Origin of the sequence: Streptomyces endocoffeicus (assembly GCF_016741935.1) — a bacterium.
In the GTDB taxonomy this organism is placed as follows: domain Bacteria; phylum Actinomycetota; class Actinomycetes; order Streptomycetales; family Streptomycetaceae; genus Streptomyces; species Streptomyces endocoffeicus.
In genome coordinates this window covers 256128-271579 of record NZ_JAERRG010000003.1, presented here as the reverse complement: position 1 = coordinate 271579, position 15452 = coordinate 256128, and the positions used below count along the sequence as shown (strand labels likewise).

At 71.3% G+C, this 15452-nt stretch carries 15 protein-coding genes; 6 read left to right on the top strand and 9 right to left on the bottom strand.

Going from position 1 to position 15452, the window contains the following annotated elements; all coding sequences use genetic code 11:
- Positions 1-73: 73 nt before the first annotated feature.
- From JK364_RS11315 to JK364_RS11305, 3 genes are all read right to left on the bottom strand, one after another.
- Entirely contained in the window at positions 74-1438 is a 1365-nt protein-coding gene (locus tag JK364_RS11315) for an MFS transporter (protein WP_201850259.1), read from the bottom strand.
- Between the two features lie 342 nt (positions 1439-1780).
- Complete coding sequence (locus JK364_RS11310) at positions 1781-2383, bottom strand: TetR/AcrR family transcriptional regulator (protein ID WP_307841230.1); 603 nt, start codon at positions 2381-2383, stop codon at positions 1781-1783.
- A 186-nt stretch (positions 2384-2569) separates the two neighbouring features.
- Positions 2570-2944, bottom strand: a complete 375-nt coding sequence (locus tag JK364_RS11305) for a cupin domain-containing protein (protein WP_307841229.1) — start codon at positions 2942-2944, stop codon at positions 2570-2572.
- 72 nt (positions 2945-3016) lie between these two features.
- On the opposite strand from JK364_RS11305, the gene JK364_RS11300 reads away from it, so the two are divergent.
- Together JK364_RS11300 and JK364_RS11295 are read left to right on the top strand one after the other, a co-directional pair.
- Positions 3017-3490 (top strand): MarR family winged helix-turn-helix transcriptional regulator, encoded by a 474-nt coding sequence (locus JK364_RS11300; RefSeq protein WP_201850255.1) that lies wholly within the window; start codon positions 3017-3019, stop codon positions 3488-3490.
- A gap of 148 nt (positions 3491-3638) precedes the next feature.
- Positions 3639-3791 (top strand): hypothetical protein, encoded by a 153-nt coding sequence (locus JK364_RS11295; RefSeq protein WP_201850253.1) that lies wholly within the window; start codon positions 3639-3641, stop codon positions 3789-3791.
- Positions 3792-3811: 20 nt separating this feature from the next.
- On the opposite strand, the gene JK364_RS11290 is transcribed toward JK364_RS11295, so the two are convergent.
- Positions 3812-4759: a CPBP family intramembrane glutamic endopeptidase gene (locus tag JK364_RS11290; protein WP_201850251.1), complete on the bottom strand. Its 948-nt coding sequence runs from the start codon at positions 4757-4759 to the stop codon at positions 3812-3814.
- A gap of 276 nt (positions 4760-5035) precedes the next feature.
- Between JK364_RS11290 and JK364_RS11285 the strand changes: the two genes are divergently transcribed.
- Entirely contained in the window at positions 5036-6445 is a 1410-nt protein-coding gene (locus tag JK364_RS11285; RefSeq protein WP_307841228.1) for a sensor histidine kinase, read from the top strand.
- Positions 6442-7206 (top strand): response regulator transcription factor, encoded by a 765-nt coding sequence (locus JK364_RS11280; protein WP_201850249.1) that lies wholly within the window; start codon positions 6442-6444, stop codon positions 7204-7206. The genes JK364_RS11285 and JK364_RS11280 overlap by 4 nt, the downstream gene beginning before the upstream one ends.
- Before the next feature lie 78 nt (positions 7207-7284).
- Here JK364_RS11280 and JK364_RS11275 read toward each other — a convergent pair whose 3' ends face one another.
- On the bottom strand, positions 7285-8169 hold the full coding sequence (locus JK364_RS11275) for an SDR family oxidoreductase (RefSeq protein ID WP_201850247.1): 885 nt from the start codon (positions 8167-8169) through the stop codon (positions 7285-7287).
- Between the two features lie 112 nt (positions 8170-8281).
- Here JK364_RS11275 and JK364_RS11270 point away from each other — a divergent pair, with 112 nt between their 5' ends.
- On the top strand, positions 8282-8854 hold the full coding sequence (locus tag JK364_RS11270) for a TetR/AcrR family transcriptional regulator (RefSeq protein ID WP_201850245.1): 573 nt from the start codon (positions 8282-8284) through the stop codon (positions 8852-8854).
- Positions 8855-8860: 6 nt separating this feature from the next.
- Here JK364_RS11270 and JK364_RS11265 read toward each other — a convergent pair whose 3' ends face one another.
- Positions 8861-9547 carry a DUF899 domain-containing protein gene (locus JK364_RS11265; protein WP_201850243.1) on the bottom strand — a complete coding sequence of 229 codons (687 nt, stop codon included), beginning with the start codon at positions 9545-9547 and terminating at the stop codon, positions 8861-8863.
- A 189-nt stretch (positions 9548-9736) separates the two neighbouring features.
- Here JK364_RS11265 and JK364_RS11260 point away from each other — a divergent pair, with 189 nt between their 5' ends.
- Positions 9737-11872, top strand: coding sequence for a SpoIIE family protein phosphatase (locus JK364_RS11260; protein WP_230991763.1), 2136 nt, complete (start codon positions 9737-9739; stop codon positions 11870-11872).
- A gap of 13 nt (positions 11873-11885) precedes the next feature.
- Here JK364_RS11260 and JK364_RS11255 read toward each other — a convergent pair whose 3' ends face one another.
- From JK364_RS11255 to JK364_RS11245, 3 genes are all read right to left on the bottom strand, one after another.
- Positions 11886-12809, bottom strand: a complete 924-nt coding sequence (locus tag JK364_RS11255) for a LysR family transcriptional regulator (protein ID WP_201850241.1) — start codon at positions 12807-12809, stop codon at positions 11886-11888.
- 60 nt (positions 12810-12869) lie between these two features.
- Complete coding sequence (locus tag JK364_RS11250) at positions 12870-14222, bottom strand: MFS transporter (RefSeq protein ID WP_201850239.1); 1353 nt, start codon at positions 14220-14222, stop codon at positions 12870-12872.
- Between the two features lie 61 nt (positions 14223-14283).
- Positions 14284-15435, bottom strand: coding sequence for a M20 family metallopeptidase (locus JK364_RS11245; RefSeq protein ID WP_230991762.1), 1152 nt, complete (start codon positions 15433-15435; stop codon positions 14284-14286).
- Positions 15436-15452 lie beyond the last annotated feature (17 nt).

The following is a 15452-nucleotide window of genomic DNA, read 5'->3' as shown; positions in this document are numbered from 1 at the left end:
GTGTGATGCGCGGTGCGGTCTCTCGGGTCTGCCGGGTCCACCGGGTCTACCGGGTCTACCGGATCCACCGGGTCTATCGGGTGCCGGACGGCTGCGGGACGTGCGCGGCCGCGGGTTCCATCGGCTTCCCGAGCTCGGACATCGGGGTCCGGTACGTCTCCCTGCCGGTCGCACACGAGACGGCGGCGATACCCATGGCGACGGCGACGAGAACGGCGACCGGGATCCAGCCACCGGGGCCGTCACCGAGAATCGCGTAGGCGATGGTGGGCGCGAACCCCGCGAAGCCGACACCGACCTGTGTGCCGATCGCCGTTCCGGAGTAGCGCACCGGGGTGCTGAACCACTCCCCGTACATCGAGGGCCAAGTGGCGTTCAGGCAGCTGAAGAAGCAGGAGGTGACGAGGAACGCGGCGATGTAGATGTACGGGATGTTCGCGGTGGACAGGGCGTGGAGATACAGGAACATGGTCACGGCGAAGCCGAGTGCCCCGCCGATGAACACCGGCTTGCGGCCGATCCGGTCCGCCAGCAGCGCGAGGAGCGGCTGCGACACCAAGGCGAAGGCGTTGGCGAAGATGGCCACCCACAGCATGGTGGTCCGCGACAGCCCGACGGTGTCCCCGGTGGCGTAGGCGAGGGCGAAAACGGAGAAGATGCTGCCGCCGACCGAATTGAACTGGCACAGCGCCACCCGCAGCACATCCCGCGGCTGTGATCTCAGGACGGCGACCCCGGGCAATCGCGCGGTCCGGTCGTGCTCCATCTTCTGCCGGAACTCCTGGGGCTCCTCCAGTCGCCGCCGCACCCAGTAGGCCACCACGACCACGACGGCACTGGCCCAGAACGGGATGCGCCAGCCCCAGGCGAAGAGCTGCCGGTCCGGGAGCGTGGAGACGGCCAGGAACATCAGGCTCGCGAGGATGAAACCCGCCTGGGTCCCGGTGAGAGTCCAGCTGGTGTAGAAGGCGCGGCGGTGCGGTGGCGCGTGTTCCAGGGTGAGCGAATTGGCGCCCGCCTGCTCGCCACCGGCGGAGAATCCCTGGGCGAGCCGGAGCAGCACCAGCAGCACGGGGGCCAGTATGCCCATGCTGCGGTAGGACGGCAGGCACCCGATGAGGAACGTGGACGCCCCCATGAGGACGAGGGTGAAGAGCATGACCTTCTTGCGCCCGACACGGTCCCCGAAGTGGCCGAGCACCATGCCCCCGACCGGGCGCGCGACGTAGCCGACGCCGAAGGTGGCGAGCGAGGCCAGGGTGCCGATGGCTCCGTGGGCGCGGGTGAAGAACACATCGTTGAAGATCAGCGCCGCGGCCGACCCGTAGACGTAGAAGTCGTAGTACTCGAGCATGCTGCCGAGGAAGCTGGCACGGGCGGCATGGCGGGCCTTGGCCTCGTTCCACGTGGCCTCGCCGGCTGGGGCGGGAGGGGGCATAGCTGGGCCTTTCCAGGGCGTGCGCCCCTCCGTGCGGCACCGTAGGGCGGCAGCGTGCGTCAGGGACGGAATGCGTGCGGGATGGAATGCGTGCGGGATGGAGTGCCTGCGGCGTGGGCGGTTGTGACGGGTTGCCACCGCGGCAGGCAGGCTCATGACGTGGTCGTACGGCGTCTGGACCACGTACGTCGGGGCCCGGACATAAACTTTGTACCACCTGGACCAAAATCTCGTTAACCCCCTGGACCAAAATGCGGCACACATGAGTCGGGCCCGCCATGCGCCGAGCGCGTGGCGGGCCCGTGGCCTGCGGAGGGTTGGGGAGGGTTGCGGAGGGTCCGGCTAGCGGGCGACGGCGAAGGCGCGTGTCACCACATCACCGATCATGCCGCGGAAATGCGCACGGGCCTCGGGCCCGTCGAGCGCGTAGTCGTACAGGGCGTCGAAGGTGTACTGATTCGTGATGCGGAAGAGCGAAAAGCTGTTGATGAGGACCTGGACGTCGATGGGATCGACGTCGTCGCGGATCGTTCCCTCTTCGCGGCCGCGGCGCAGGATGTCGGCGACGATGTCGAGCATCGGGGCCCAGAGCTTGCGCAGCTCCCCCGAGCGCCGGATATAGGCCCCGCGCAACATGTTCTCGCCGACCACGAGCCGGACGTACTCACGATGCGTGTCGTGGTGATCGAACGTCCGCTCCGCGAGCCGCCGCAGCGCCGCGACGGGCTCGAGATCCGCGGGCCCCACTTCGCGCAGCAGCGTCTCGGCCATCTGCCGGTACGACCGCTCCAGCACGGCCGTGTACAGACCTTCCTTGCTGGTGAAGTAGTAGTAGATCATCCGCTTGGTCGTGGCGGTCTTGGCCGCGATCTCGTTCACACTCGCGGCCTCGAGACCCCGCTCCGCGAACTCCGCCGTGGCAACGGCGAGGATGTCTGCCCTCACCTGCTCAGGGTTACGCCGGCCCCGGGCCCGGTTCTGTCCGCCCGGTTCGGTGACAGCCATCCCGCTCCTCGCCATCCGTTCGCCCCGCGCTCCCGACCACGCGGCCGAGGCCGAGCCTACCCTTGGCCGTCGCCCCGTCGCCCCGTCGCCCCGTCGCCCCGTGGCCCCGTCGCGCGAGGATGAGGATCAATCCGCCCAAGGAAGAGGAATCTTGTCCTCACTGCCCGGCACCATCGCCTTGCCTCCCACACCCATGGCGACAAAGGCCTCCGCCGGACTGCCGACGGCCTTCAGCCGCCGAACCGCACCCGCGGGCAGAATGACCGCTTGACCTGCCTTGACCTGCTCCGTCTCACCGTTCGCCACGACTTCGAACTCGCCCGACACCGCCATCCACACCTGCTCCCGGTCGATGATGTGCACGGGCGTGGCCATATCGGCATCGAGTCGCACCCGCCAGGTGCTGACTTCCGCGCTGCCCTGGCTCGGACCCGCCAAACCGAACATCGCGCCCGAGGGCGTCCTGGTCGTCCGCTGCTCGCTCTCGTCGACGACGTACACGGCACCTCCTGTGGAAAGTGGCTTTACTCGCGCTGAGTAAAGCCACTTTCCACAGGTGTGTCAAGATGAGCCATGGAGATCGACGACCCGCTCGAACGCACCGAGTTGACCTTCCTGCTGGGGATGGCCTTCCAACTGGTCCTGTCCGAGTTCGTAGGCCGCCTCGATGCCGCCGGCTACGCCGACTTGCGCCCCGTGCACGGCCTGGTGTTCCAGGCGCTCCGCGGCCCGGGCGCGACCACGAGCGAGCTCGCCGAACAGCTCGGCGTCACAAAGCAGGCCGCCGGCCAAATCGTCGACGACCTGGAGAAACGCGGCTATGTCGAACGCGGGCCGCACCCGGCCGGAGGTCGGCGAAGGCTCGTCGTGCTGACCGGCAAGGCTCTGGAACACCTCTCCGTCGCCGGACGCCTCCTGCGTGAACTGGAGTCCCAACTGACCAGGCGGCTCCATGAAGACGGTCTCGAGGTTCCACGAGCCGAGCTCGCCGCCATCGTCCGCGCGATGGCCGGCGACTCGATCCCACCGCTTCGACCCATCTGGTGAACCGGCTCAACGCTCCGCCGTGGAGCGGCGACCATGACACCGCCCCTCCGTGTGCCGGTAACGACGTATGCGCCTCGCGCCGCGGCGGCTGTCACGGAAACCTCGACAGGCCGCCGCACACACCCACTTCTTGGCATATGTTGGACCGATGAGTTCACATGACCTGGAGCCCCGGCCTCCGTCCCCGCTGGTGGAAAAGATAGACAGCGCGCTGGCAGTACTGATCATCGTCGGTATGGCCGGCGGATCGTTCTGGCTGGCCTCGGGCCTCACCTCGTCCTACATGGTGCTCTTCAACTGACGCGCCCGCGCCCGGGCCGGCTACCGGCCGGCCCGGGCGTAGAAGCGGTCCCGGCGCTTGGCTTCGCGGAGGAACAGGGCCGTGGGGATCAGGCAGATCACGATGGCCACCAGGCTGGCCTCCGGCCCGAACCCGCCGCCGGTCAGCGCCTCGGGACCGCTCACCGAGGCGGTGAACAGGCTGCCATGGCTGGCGTCGGAGCCGGAGACGGTGGTGCCGAAGACGCCGCCCTCCGCCATGTTCCACCCCAGGTGCAGCCCGATCGGCAGCCACAGGGAGCGGGTCGCCGCGTAGACCGAGCCGAACAGCAGGCCCGCCTCGACCGCGATGGCCAGCCCGCCCCACACCGTGGCGTCCGGGTTCACCATGTGCAGCGCCCCGAACAGCAGGCCCGACGCCGCCAGCGCTCCCCATGTGCCGGTCTTCTCCTCCAGGACGCGGAACAGCGCGCCGCGGAAGGCCAGTTCCTCCGTCACCGCCACGCAGGTCATCAGGCCCAGTGTCGTGAGCGCCCCGCCGAACGTGCCCCAGCCCTCCAAGTGGTAGCCGCCGCCCATCGCGATCACCGCGATCACCAGCGAGAACATCCCGAGTCCGAGCAGCGCGCCGATGCGCAGTTCCGATCGGGCGTTCGCGGGCCGCAGTTCGGCCGGGTTCCGGCGGCTCTCCAGGCGCCGCACCAGCCATACGTACGCGCCGAGCGCGAGGCCCGCTGTCGCCACGCCCGACAGCAGGCCGGTCACCGGGGTCGCGTCCGCCACGCCGTTGATCAGCGTGGTCAGTCCGTTCACTGCCAGGAGCGGTACGAACAGCACCGGCAGCCGCACCCACGCGGACTCCCAGCGCACTGAACGCGGCTTGCGGAGGGTGCGCTGTTCGGGCGCACGCCCCGACGGCGCCGGCATTTCGGGTTGTGGCATCGGTTCCGGTGACGGCGTCGGTTCCGGCCGCTCGTTCGGCTGCGACATGGTGTCCTCCTCGTGGACCGGCCCCTCGTGGACCGGTGCGGATGTGCTCCGGCTCGGCACAGCGAGGAAGCTACGAGCGGGGACCGGCACGGATCGTCCCCGCCACGTGGACAGTTCCCGAGGCGGGGTCCCCCGCGCGGGGCACCCAGGAGTCCACTCGCGGGGGATGCCCGCGGCGGCGTTCGCGGATACGTTCGGCGGGCGCAGACCCGCCCCGCCCTCCCGTGCCCGCCCGTACCGGGCCACGGCCGTATCCCTGGGACCTCAGTGAAATCCGTGAGACGTGAGAGCACCGACAGCACACGGTCGCCCGGACCGGACGAAACGGCCGGGACGCGCCGCGCCGCGCGCATGGCGGCGGTGTGCGCCGGATGGTGGCGCACCGGGACCGCGTGGTGGCAGGGGCGCCCGCGCGCCGCGCGGGACCGGGAGTTGGCGTTCGTGCTCACCGTGCTGTCCTTCGCCGAGCCGCTGGCCGGTGTCGGTGCCCGGTTCGGTGATCTGCCGACCCGGCACGCGCCCGTGCTCGCGGTGCTGCTGGCGCTGGGGCAGACGCTGCCGCTGGCCGTGCGCGCCCGCCGCCCCGCGCTCTGTCTCACGCTGGTGGGCCTGTCCTTCGGGGTGCACCAATCGCTGGGGCTGCCGCAGACGTTCGCCAGCATGGGGCTCTACCTCGCGCTGTACTCGGTGGGCGCGCACGCGGAGCGCGGGCGGCGGCTGCTGGTCATGCCCGCCGTGGCGGCGTACGCCGCGCTGTCCGTCGTCCTGCACGCGCGCGGAGCGCCGCTGCCGCCGCAGGACTACGTCGTCATCGGGCTCGTACTGGCCGCCGTCTGGGGTGGCGGCGCCGTCGTACGGGGCCGTCGGGCGGCCGAGGCCGAGCGGCGACGGCTCGTGGCGCTGGCCGCCACGGCGGCCGAACGAAGCCGTCTGGCACGGGAGTTGCACGATGTGGTGACCCACCATGTGACCGCGATGGTAGTGCAGTCCGACGCCGCGCCGTTCCTCATGGCCTCTCCGGAGCGGGTGACCGAGGCGCTGACCGCGATCAGCGGCACCGGGCGGCGCGCACTGGCCGAACTGCGGTATCTGCTGGGCGTACTGGAGGCCACGGGCGAGTCCGCGGCGAACGGGTCGGCACCGGGCGGGTCGGCGCCAGGCAGGTCCGCGTCAGGCAGGTCCGCGTCAGGCGGGTCCGCGGCGAACGGGTCGGCACCGAACGGGTCGGCGCCCGACAGTCGCGCGCCTGCCCGCGGCGATCTGCGTGACCTGATCGAGCAGACCCGCAGGGGCGGCCAGCCCGTCGACCTGATCGAGGACGGCAAGCGGCTGCCGCTGCCGATCGGCGCGGACCTGACCGTGTACCGGCTCGTCCAGGAATCCCTCACCAACGCCGTGAAGTACGCGTCCGGGCGGCCCACCCGCGTCACGGTCGGCTACGGCCACGAACACGTCGACATCGAAGTCGCCAACGACGGTCCCGACGACCACGGCCGCCAGGGCATCGGCGACGCTCACGGCGACGGCCGTCACCCGGCGCCCGGACCGCGCCATATATCCGGCGGCCGGGGTCTGGGCGGGCTCCGCGAGCGTGTCAGAATGCTCGGCGGCGACTTCACCGCGGGCCCGCGCGCCGACGGGGGCTTCTCGGTCCGCGCCCGTATACCCACCGGAGGCGACGCATGACCGCGGGGCCCCCTCCGCCACTCCCCCTCCCGCCCTTCCCCCCGGCGGACTCCGGCGCTCCGATCCGTGTGCTGATCTGCGAGGACCAGGCCCTCGTACGGGCCGGCTACGTCACGATCTTCTCGGCCCAGCCGGATATCGAGGTGGTGGGAGAGGCGGACAACGGGCAGGCCGCGGTCGAGGCGGCGAAGGCGCTGCGGCCCGATGTCGCCGTGATGGACATCCGGATGCCGCTGCTCGACGGGATCGAGGCCACCCGGCGGCTGGCCGGCCCCGGCACGACGCCCAGCACCCGGATCCTCGTGGTCACCACGTTCAATGTGGACGCGCTGGTATACGAGGCGCTGCGCGCCGGTGCCAGCGGCTTCCTGCTGAAGGACGCACCGCCCGCGGAACTGGTCAACGGCGTACGGACCGTCGCACGCGGCGACTCACTGCTCTCGCCCACCGTGACGCGCGCGCTCATCGGCGAGTTCGCGGGCCGGGTGCGCGCGGCGGACGACCCGGCTCCCGCCCCGGGCCCTGGGCCGGACGCGGCGCGCGAGCGCGAACGGCTGAAGGTCCTCACCCCGCGCGAGTACGAGGTGCTGAGGCTGATCAGCGCGGGCCTCTCGAACGCGGAGATCGCGGCGGAGCTGGTGCTCAGCGGGGAGACCGTCAAGACGTATGTGTCCCGCATCCTGACCAAGCTGGACCTGCGCGACCGCGTCCAGGTCGTCGTCCTCGCCTACCGGGCGGGAGTGGCCCCGGGCCGGGGCTGAGCAGGCGGCCGACACACGGCGCCGCGTCCGGCCGCGTCCGGCCGCGTCCGGCCCCCGCCCCGGCCAGGCCCGTCGGTGTCAGTCGGTGGTGAAGTAATGGCCGTCGTCGAGGTCGGCGATCAGGCCGGGGTGGACCGGCTCCCAGCCCAGCAATCGCCTGGTGTCCGCGTTGGGCATGGTGATGTCCATCGTGATGAACGGGAAGCCCGTGAAGTGGTCCGCGGCCCGTTCGGCCGGGATGCTCTCGGCCGGGACGTTCAGGTGGCGGCCGATGGTCTCGGCGATCTCGCGCACCGTGATGCCTTCTTCGGCCGCGGCGTACAGCTGCGAACCGGCCGGGGCCTTCTCCAGCGCCAGCCGGTAGAGGCGGCCGACGTCCAGGGTGTGACCGGCGGGCCAGCGGTTGGCGCCGTCGCCGACGTAGCCGGACACGCCCGTTTCGCGGGCGATCTTGATCAGCGTCGGGATGAAGCCGCCCCTGTCCCGCGTGCTGTGTGTCACCGGCGGGATCGCGACGAGCACGGTCCGCACGCCGCGTTCGGTGAAGTCGTGGAGCGCGCGCCCGACGGCGGAGCGGGGGTTGGCGTCTATCGCCGCGTCGCGCCGCGCGTCGCCGGTGTGCGTGAAGCCGACGCCGATGAGGGTCTTGCCGGTGCCGGCCAGCGCGTCGCCGAATGTCCGCACCACGGCCAGGTCGACCGCCACCGCCTCGGCGAACTTCCCGGCGGGGATGGCGTCGTGATTGAACGCGAGGTGGACGACCGCGTCCGCGTCGGCCGCGGCCTCGCGCAGCCCGTCCAGGTCGTCGAGGTCGCCACGGCGCACCTCGGCGCCCAGGGCTTTGACGGCGGTGGCCGAGGCGTCGGACCGCGCCAGGCCGACGACCTCGTGTCCGGCCTGGAGCAGTTCGGGCACCACGGCCGATCCGATGTGGCCGCTGGCACCGGTGACGAAAACACGCATGCGTAGCTCTCCTGGAGGCATGCTCCGCCCAGGGCGGAGCGAGGTGATGTGACTTGGTACCGTCACCATAGCCGAAGTGACGTTACCAAGTCACATCACTTATGCTGTGCGCATGGCTCGATGGGAACCGAACGCACAGGAACGGCTGGTGCGCGCCGCACTGGAGCTGTTCACCGAGCAGGGCTACGACGCCACCACCGTCAACGAGATCGCCGATCGAGCCGGTCTGACCAAGACCACCTTCTTCCGGCACTTCCGCGACAAGCGGGAAGTGCTCTTCGCCGGCCAGCACATCCACACCCGGCTCATCGCCGACGCGATCGACGCGGCACCCGGCCCGGCCACACCGCTCGAAGCGGTCCGCGCGGCCCTCGACGCCCTCACGGCCACCTTCACGGACGACCGCCGCGACGTCGGCGCCAGGCTCCGCCCGGTCATCGCCGGTCACACCGAACTACAGGAGCGCTCCGCCCTGAAGCGCGCCAAACTCGCCGAGGCCATGACGGACGCGCTCCACCAGCGCGGCGTACCGGAACCGACCGCGAGCCTCGCCGCCGACCTGGGCATCCGCGCCTTCTACGACGCCTTCGACCAGTGGGCCGATCCGGCGAGCAAGCAGACGCTCACCGAACTCACCCGCCACACCCTCGACGAACTCCGCGCCGCACTGGCCACGCTCGACTAGGGCGCGTCACTTGCCCTGACCGTAGAGCGCGGCGATGTCCTCGGAGCCGGCCCACCGGCTGTAAGTGGACTGCTGTGGCCACCCGTCGGGCGAGTCCTGCCATTCCTCCTGCCGCCCGTACGGCAACAGGTCGATCAGCGCGAAGGAGTGGCTGAGCTGCTCGGTGCCACGGCCGTTGGTGTGCCAGGTGCGGTAGACGGTGTCGCCGTCGCGCAGGAACACATTGACGGCGAATCCGCCGCCGGGCGGGGCGCCGACGTCGGTACCGAACGGGCTGTTCGCCGTGGAGTACCAGGCCATCGTGTTCCCGACCCGCCGCTTGTAGGCGAGTGCCTCGTCGATCGGGCCCTGGGTGACGATGACGAACCGGGCATCGTAGTTGCCCAGGAACTCCAGCCTGGTGAACTGCGAGGTGAACCCCGTGCAGCCCGGACACTGCCACTGCTCGCCGGGGAACCACATGTGGTTGTAGACGATCAGCTGCTTCCTGCCGTCGAAGAGGTCCACCAGCCGAACCGGTCCGTCCGCGCCCTCGAGGGTGTAGTCGGGCATCTCGACCATCGGCAGGCGGCGGCGCTGGGCGGCGATCGCGTCGAGTTCCCGGGTCGCGGCCTTCTCCCGGACGCGCAGCGCTTCGAGCTCACGCCGCCAGGTGTCGGCGTCCACGACGGACGGCAGTGCGTTGGTGGTCATGCCATGGTCCCTTCCCGATCAGGTGTGTGGCGTGCGATATGTAGTTTGCGATATGTAGGTGTAGACCCCGCTCGGTCGCCGAACTCATCGGTGGCCGGCCACTCCGATCGGCAAGCCCCGACCGCGTCCGGGCGCGTTACCCTTTTTGCAGAACATCGACCGATATCGGTGGCTACGGAGGGTATCGGGATGGCGGGTAGAGCCGGGGCCGATTCCGAGGCGAATGCCGAGGCGAAGCGGATGCCGGCCGGCTTCGCGGACGTGCCCGAGGCGCCCGCTCCGGCCCTCGCTCTCCTGGGCTCCGACGGCACCATCCTGGCGTGGGGAGAGGGCTGCCGGCGGCTGCTCGGACACCGTGCGGAGGACGTCGTGGGGCTGCCGGTGCGGGAGCTGCTGGAGACCCCCGTCGAAGCGGTGCGGTGGTCCTCGGCTCCGGGAGACATGGGGAAGCGGGGCGGCCGGCGGGCCGCCAACGCCGTCGTGAAGGTCAGGCACCGGGACGGCGAGCACCTCCGGCTGATGGTGGAGACCGTCGCGCTGACCGGTGGAGACGGTACGAGCTGCTGGTTCGTCGCCGTCACGGGGGCGCCGGACGGAGTGCGGACCGCCGACGCCGAAGCGGCGCTTCTGGACCGGTCACCGCTGGCCGTGGCGGTGTGGGACACCCGCACCCGGCTGCTGTGGGCGAACCGGGCCTGCCGGGAGATCGTGGGCCGCTCCGAGGTGGACGCGCCCACCCGGTCCACGCGGCGTGCCGTGCGTGGTTTCGACCGGACCACCATCGAGCCGGTGATACGGCGGGTGCTGACCTCGCGGGAGCCGGTCGGCGACCATGTGCTGCGGTGGGTGTCGCCGGAGCACGGCCGGGAGGTCGTCTTCTCCTCCTCGGTCTTTCCCCTCGCCCCCGAGGGCGGTGGTCCACTGGGCGTGTGCACCGTCTCGTTGATCACCAGGAGCGGGGAGCGCGAGCGGCTGGCGCTGCTCGGCAGGGCGGCCAACCAGATCGGCACCACACTCGATGTGATGACGACCGCGCAGGAACTCGCGGACATGGCCGTCCCCGCCCTCGCCGACTACGTCACGGTGGATCTGGCCGATGCCGTTCCGCTGGGTGGGGAGCCGCTGAAGCGGATGTCCGAGGCCCCCTCCGGCATCCCCGTCTTCCGCCGCGCGGGTCAGTCCTCCATCCACGGCGGTATGCCCGAGGCCGCCTTCCTGGTGGGGGACGTGGTGTACGTACCGCCCGGATCGCCGTTCCTCACCGCGCTGTACGGGGACCAGTCCTACTTCGAGCCCGCCATGAGGACCGGTCCGGGGACCTGGCTCGACCGTGACCCCCAGCGCAGACAGCTCATCCACGACACCGGCATGCACTCGGTGATGATGATCCCGCTCAGGGCCCGCGGCACCATCCTCGGGATCGCCGTGTTCACCCGGACCGACAACGCCGTGCCCTTCTCCCAGGACGATCTGCTGCTGGCCGAGGAACTCTGCGTCCAAGCGGCGCTGAGCCTGGACAACGCCCGCCGGTACACACGGGAGCGGGCCGCCGCCCTCGCCCTGCAGCGCAGTCTGCTGCCGCAGGAGCTGTCGGGCGGCGCCGCGGTGGACCTGGCCGGCCGCTATCTGCCGTCGGACCGGCACGAAGGGGTGGGCGGGGACTGGATGGACGCCATCGAGCTGCCGGGCGACCGGATCGCCCTGGTCATCGGCGACGTCATCGGCCACGGCATCAACGCGGCCGCCGCCATGGGCAGGATGCGCACCGCGGTCCACACCCTCGCCGCCCTCGACCAGCATCCCGCGGAGCTGCTCGACCACCTGGACAAGGTCACCGCCCGGCTCGCCGAGACGGGCACCTGGTCCCCGGGGTACTCGTCGATCACCGGCGGAACCTGCCTCTACGCCGTCTACGACCCGGCCACCCGCGTCTGCACCCTGGCCCGCGCCGGACATCCGCCACCGGTGCTGGTGGCCCCCGACGGCCACGCCAGGATCGCCGACACACCGGTGGGCCCGCCGCTCGGAATCGGCACCGGACGCTATGAATCCGTCGACCTGGAGCTCCCCGGGGGGAGCCTGCTCGCCTTCTTCACCGACGGCCTGGTGGAGACCCGGCACGGCGACATCGACGCCGGTCTTGACCGATTGCTCGCCGCGCTGCATCGCCCCTCGGCGAGCCTCGAGGACCTGTGCGCCCGCGTCATCGAGAGGATGATCACGGACGCTCCCCCGGAGGACGACATCGCTCTCCTCATGGCCCGGACCCGCGCCGACGACGGCAGCCGCGCGGCCGACGGGGAGCACCGCGGGCTGTCGGCCTGACGCGAACGGTCCGTCACGGGACCGCGGGGGCGGCGACCTCCCGCAGCAGCCCCATCACGGCCTGGGCACGGGCGGTCTGGGTCATGCCCTTCACCGAGGCGATCTTGACTTCGAGCGGGGGGCTGCCGTCCCGCAGCTCCAGTTCCGCGATCTCGCCGCCGCCGTAGGTCTGGCTGGTCGCCGGCCGCTGGTTCAGCACGGAGTATCCGAGCCCCCTGGCCACCAGGGAACGCACCGTTTCGTAGCTCCGGGTGCGGTAGCGGACATCCGGGGCGGTGCCGGTGGCGGCCACCAGCGAGCGGAAGTAGTCGCGGCTGTGCGGCAGGTCGAGCAGGACGAGGGGTTCCGCGGACAGCTCGGCCAGCTCCACGGTGCCCTGCCGGGCCAGCGGATGATCGGCCGGGACGATGACGTAGGCCGGGGCCCGCGCGATCGTCTCGCTGAGCAGGTCCGGCTCGGCCGACAGACCGAGGCCGTAGGTGAGGGCGAAGTCGATGCGCCCCGCGCCCAGGGCCTGGACGAGCTGATCGGTCTCCGCCTCCACCACGTCGATCTCGATGCCCGGGTAGCGGCGGGTGCATTCGCTGAACAGGGGCGGCAGATAGTACGGGGCCAGCGTCACGAAGCAGCCCACGGCCACCGGCCCGGAGATGGTCTCACCGTCTCCCCGGGCCTCCCGCTCGACCTCGCGCGCACGGACCAGCAGCTCCCGCGCATGGCTCTGGAGCCGCTCCCCCGCGGGCGTCAGGGTCAGTCCCCGCCCCCTGCGGCGGATGAACAGCTGCACCCGCAGATCGCGCTCCAGGTTGTGGATGGCCGCGGACACGGCGGACTGCGCGATGTGGAGCGCCCCCGACGCCTCCGTCATCGAACCGCGCTCGGCGGCGACGAGGAAGTAGCGGAGTTGCAGGAGGGTGAAACCCACCGGTGACGTCATGCGTGACCCCCGCGCCTGGTGATCGGTGTCCGTGCCGGTGCCGACCTTATGCGGCGGCGTCTACGGGTGCTCGGGGGACGCGTCGGCGACGTCCTCGGGGCGCAGCAGGGCGGACCCGGTGGTCTCCTTCAGGGACAGGGCGGCGATGAGACCGCCGGCCGCGAACACCATCAGATAGGGGCCGGGCAGCAGGGTGGAGCCGGTCGCGGAGATGAGCACGGTCATCAGGTACGGCACCGTGCCGGCGAACAGGGCGGCGGTGAGGTTGTAGGCGATGGACAGGCCGCTCTGGCGGGTGCGGGTGGGGAAGATCTCCGCCGACCACACCGCGTACGTGCCGAGGATCGCGGCGAGGATCGCACCGAGCAGCAGACCGGCGATCCAGGTTCCGGCGAGCCCGGTCCGCATGAGGAGGAACGCCGGGGTGGCGAGGACCAGGAGGGCCGCGGTGGCGCCGACGAAGACCGGTTTGCGTCCCACCCGGTCGGACAGCAGGCCGAACACCGGGACCAGCACCAGCCCCAGCAGCGAGATCACCGTGGACAGCAGGGCCGCGTTGCCGGCCGAGTGCCCCAGGTGGTCGGTCTCGTAGGTGACCAGGTACGTCAGCACCGCGTAGAAGGGCACATGCATGGCCGCCATCAGGCCCGCCGCCTGGAGCAGCTGCCGCTTGTGGTGGCGGAGCAGCTCCCGTACGGGGGTGCGCGGCACGGCGTCGTTGGCCTCGAGCGTCCGGTACTCGGGGGTGTCCTCGATCTTGTTGCGGATGATGAAGCCGATGACGCCGAGCGGCGCGGAGATGAGGAAGGGGACGCGCCAGCCCCAGGAGGTCAGCTGGGCCTCGTCGAGCCCGGTCGACAGCAGCAGGTAGACGAGCGAACCGGCGAGAAAGCCCAGCAGGGAGCCGACCTCCAGCCAGCTCACCCCGAATCCGCGGCGGTGCCGGGGGGCGCTCTCGGCGAGGAAGCTCGCCGCGCTGCCGAACTCGCCGCCCGCCGCGAATCCCTGGACCAGACGCAGGATCACCAGGAGCACCGGGGCGCCGACCCCGATCGCGGCGTAGCCGGGGAGCAGACCGATGGCCAGGGTCGCGCCGGACATCATGAAGATGACCAGCGACAGTGTGCGCTTGCGGCCGATCCGGTCGCCGAGCGGCCCGAACACCATGGCACCGATGGGCCGGATGCCGAAGGACACGGCGAACACGCCGAACACGGCGAGCAGTCCGGTGGTGCTGTTCTCGTCCGGGAAGAACACGGTCGCGACCGTACCGGCGAGATAGGCGTAGGCGGCCCAGTCGAACCAGTGCACGAACACGCCGACGGCTCCCGCGGCAACGCTTCTGCGCAGGGCGACGGCGTCGGTGGCCACCTCGACCTCGGTCGTGGTGACGTCGGTGTGAGTGGTAGGCATTGCGCGCCTCCTTGGGGATGGGGTGGAAGAAGCCGGAGCTGTGCGGGGGGGGCCGCCTCGGTCAGTGGCTCTCGTATCGGGCCGGGCTCCGGTCCACACCGGTCCAGGCCAGCGCCGTCGCCGCGTCGAGCAGGGCCCGCCGGGCCGTACCGCCCACGCAGAACGCGGCGAACTCGTGCTGGTGGTTGGTGGCGGGCAGTGAGCCGATGCCGATGTAGGGGTGGATGGCGGGCACCACCTGCGAGACGTTGCCCATGTCGGTGGAGGCGCGGTTCATCCGGGCGGCCTGGCCCGGCGGCGCGAACTCCCGCCCCAGGGCGAGGGCGTTCGCGCGGTAGTGGCCGAGGGCGGTCTCGTCGTTACGGAACTCCGCGTACGGTTTGCTCTCCGGCTCGATCTCCAGCTCGCACCCGGTGGCGAGGGCGCCCGCCTCGAAGGCCCGCATGACCCGTGGTTCCAGCCCGGCCAGTTCGGCGAGGGTTTCCGCCCTGACGTACCAGCGGCCGGTGGCCCGCTCCGGGATGGCGTTCGGGGCGTCCCCGGCGTGGGTCACCACACCGTGCACCCGGGCGGAGGCCGGGAGTTGCTGGCGGAGCAGCCCGATGGCGACCTGGGCCACGGTGAAGGCGTCGGCCGCGTTGATCCCGGCCTCGGGGTAGGCCGCGGCGTGCGCGGACCTGCCGGTGTACGAGATCTTGGAGTGGCTGACCGCGAACGGACGGGCCTCGGCGACGTCGACCGGCGCCGGATGCGCCATCATCGCCAGGTCCACCCCGGCGAAGGCGCCCCGGTCGAGCATCTCGATCTTGCCGCCGCCGCCCTCCTCCGCCGGGGTGCCGTAGACCTCGACGGTGAGGCCCGCGTCGTCGGCGACGGCGGCCAGGCCCAGCGCGGCGCCGACCGAGCTCGCCGCGATGAGATTGTGCCCGCACGCATGGCCGAGGCCGGGCAGCGCGTCGTACTCGGCGCACAGCGCGATCCGCACCGGCCCGCTGCCGAACCGGGCGTGGAAGGCGGTGTCCAGGCCCAGGTAGGACGAGGTGACATCGAATCCGGCACGGTCCAGCGGCTCGGGTACGGCGGCCGCCGCCCGGTGTTCCTCCCAGGCGGTCTCCGGGTCGGCGTGCAGCCGCTCGGACAGCCGGATCAGCTCCTCGGCGTGCCGGCCGACCTCGCGCCGGGCGGCCTCTTTCAGCGGCCCCGCCATCCCCATCGTTCCCATCGTTCCCA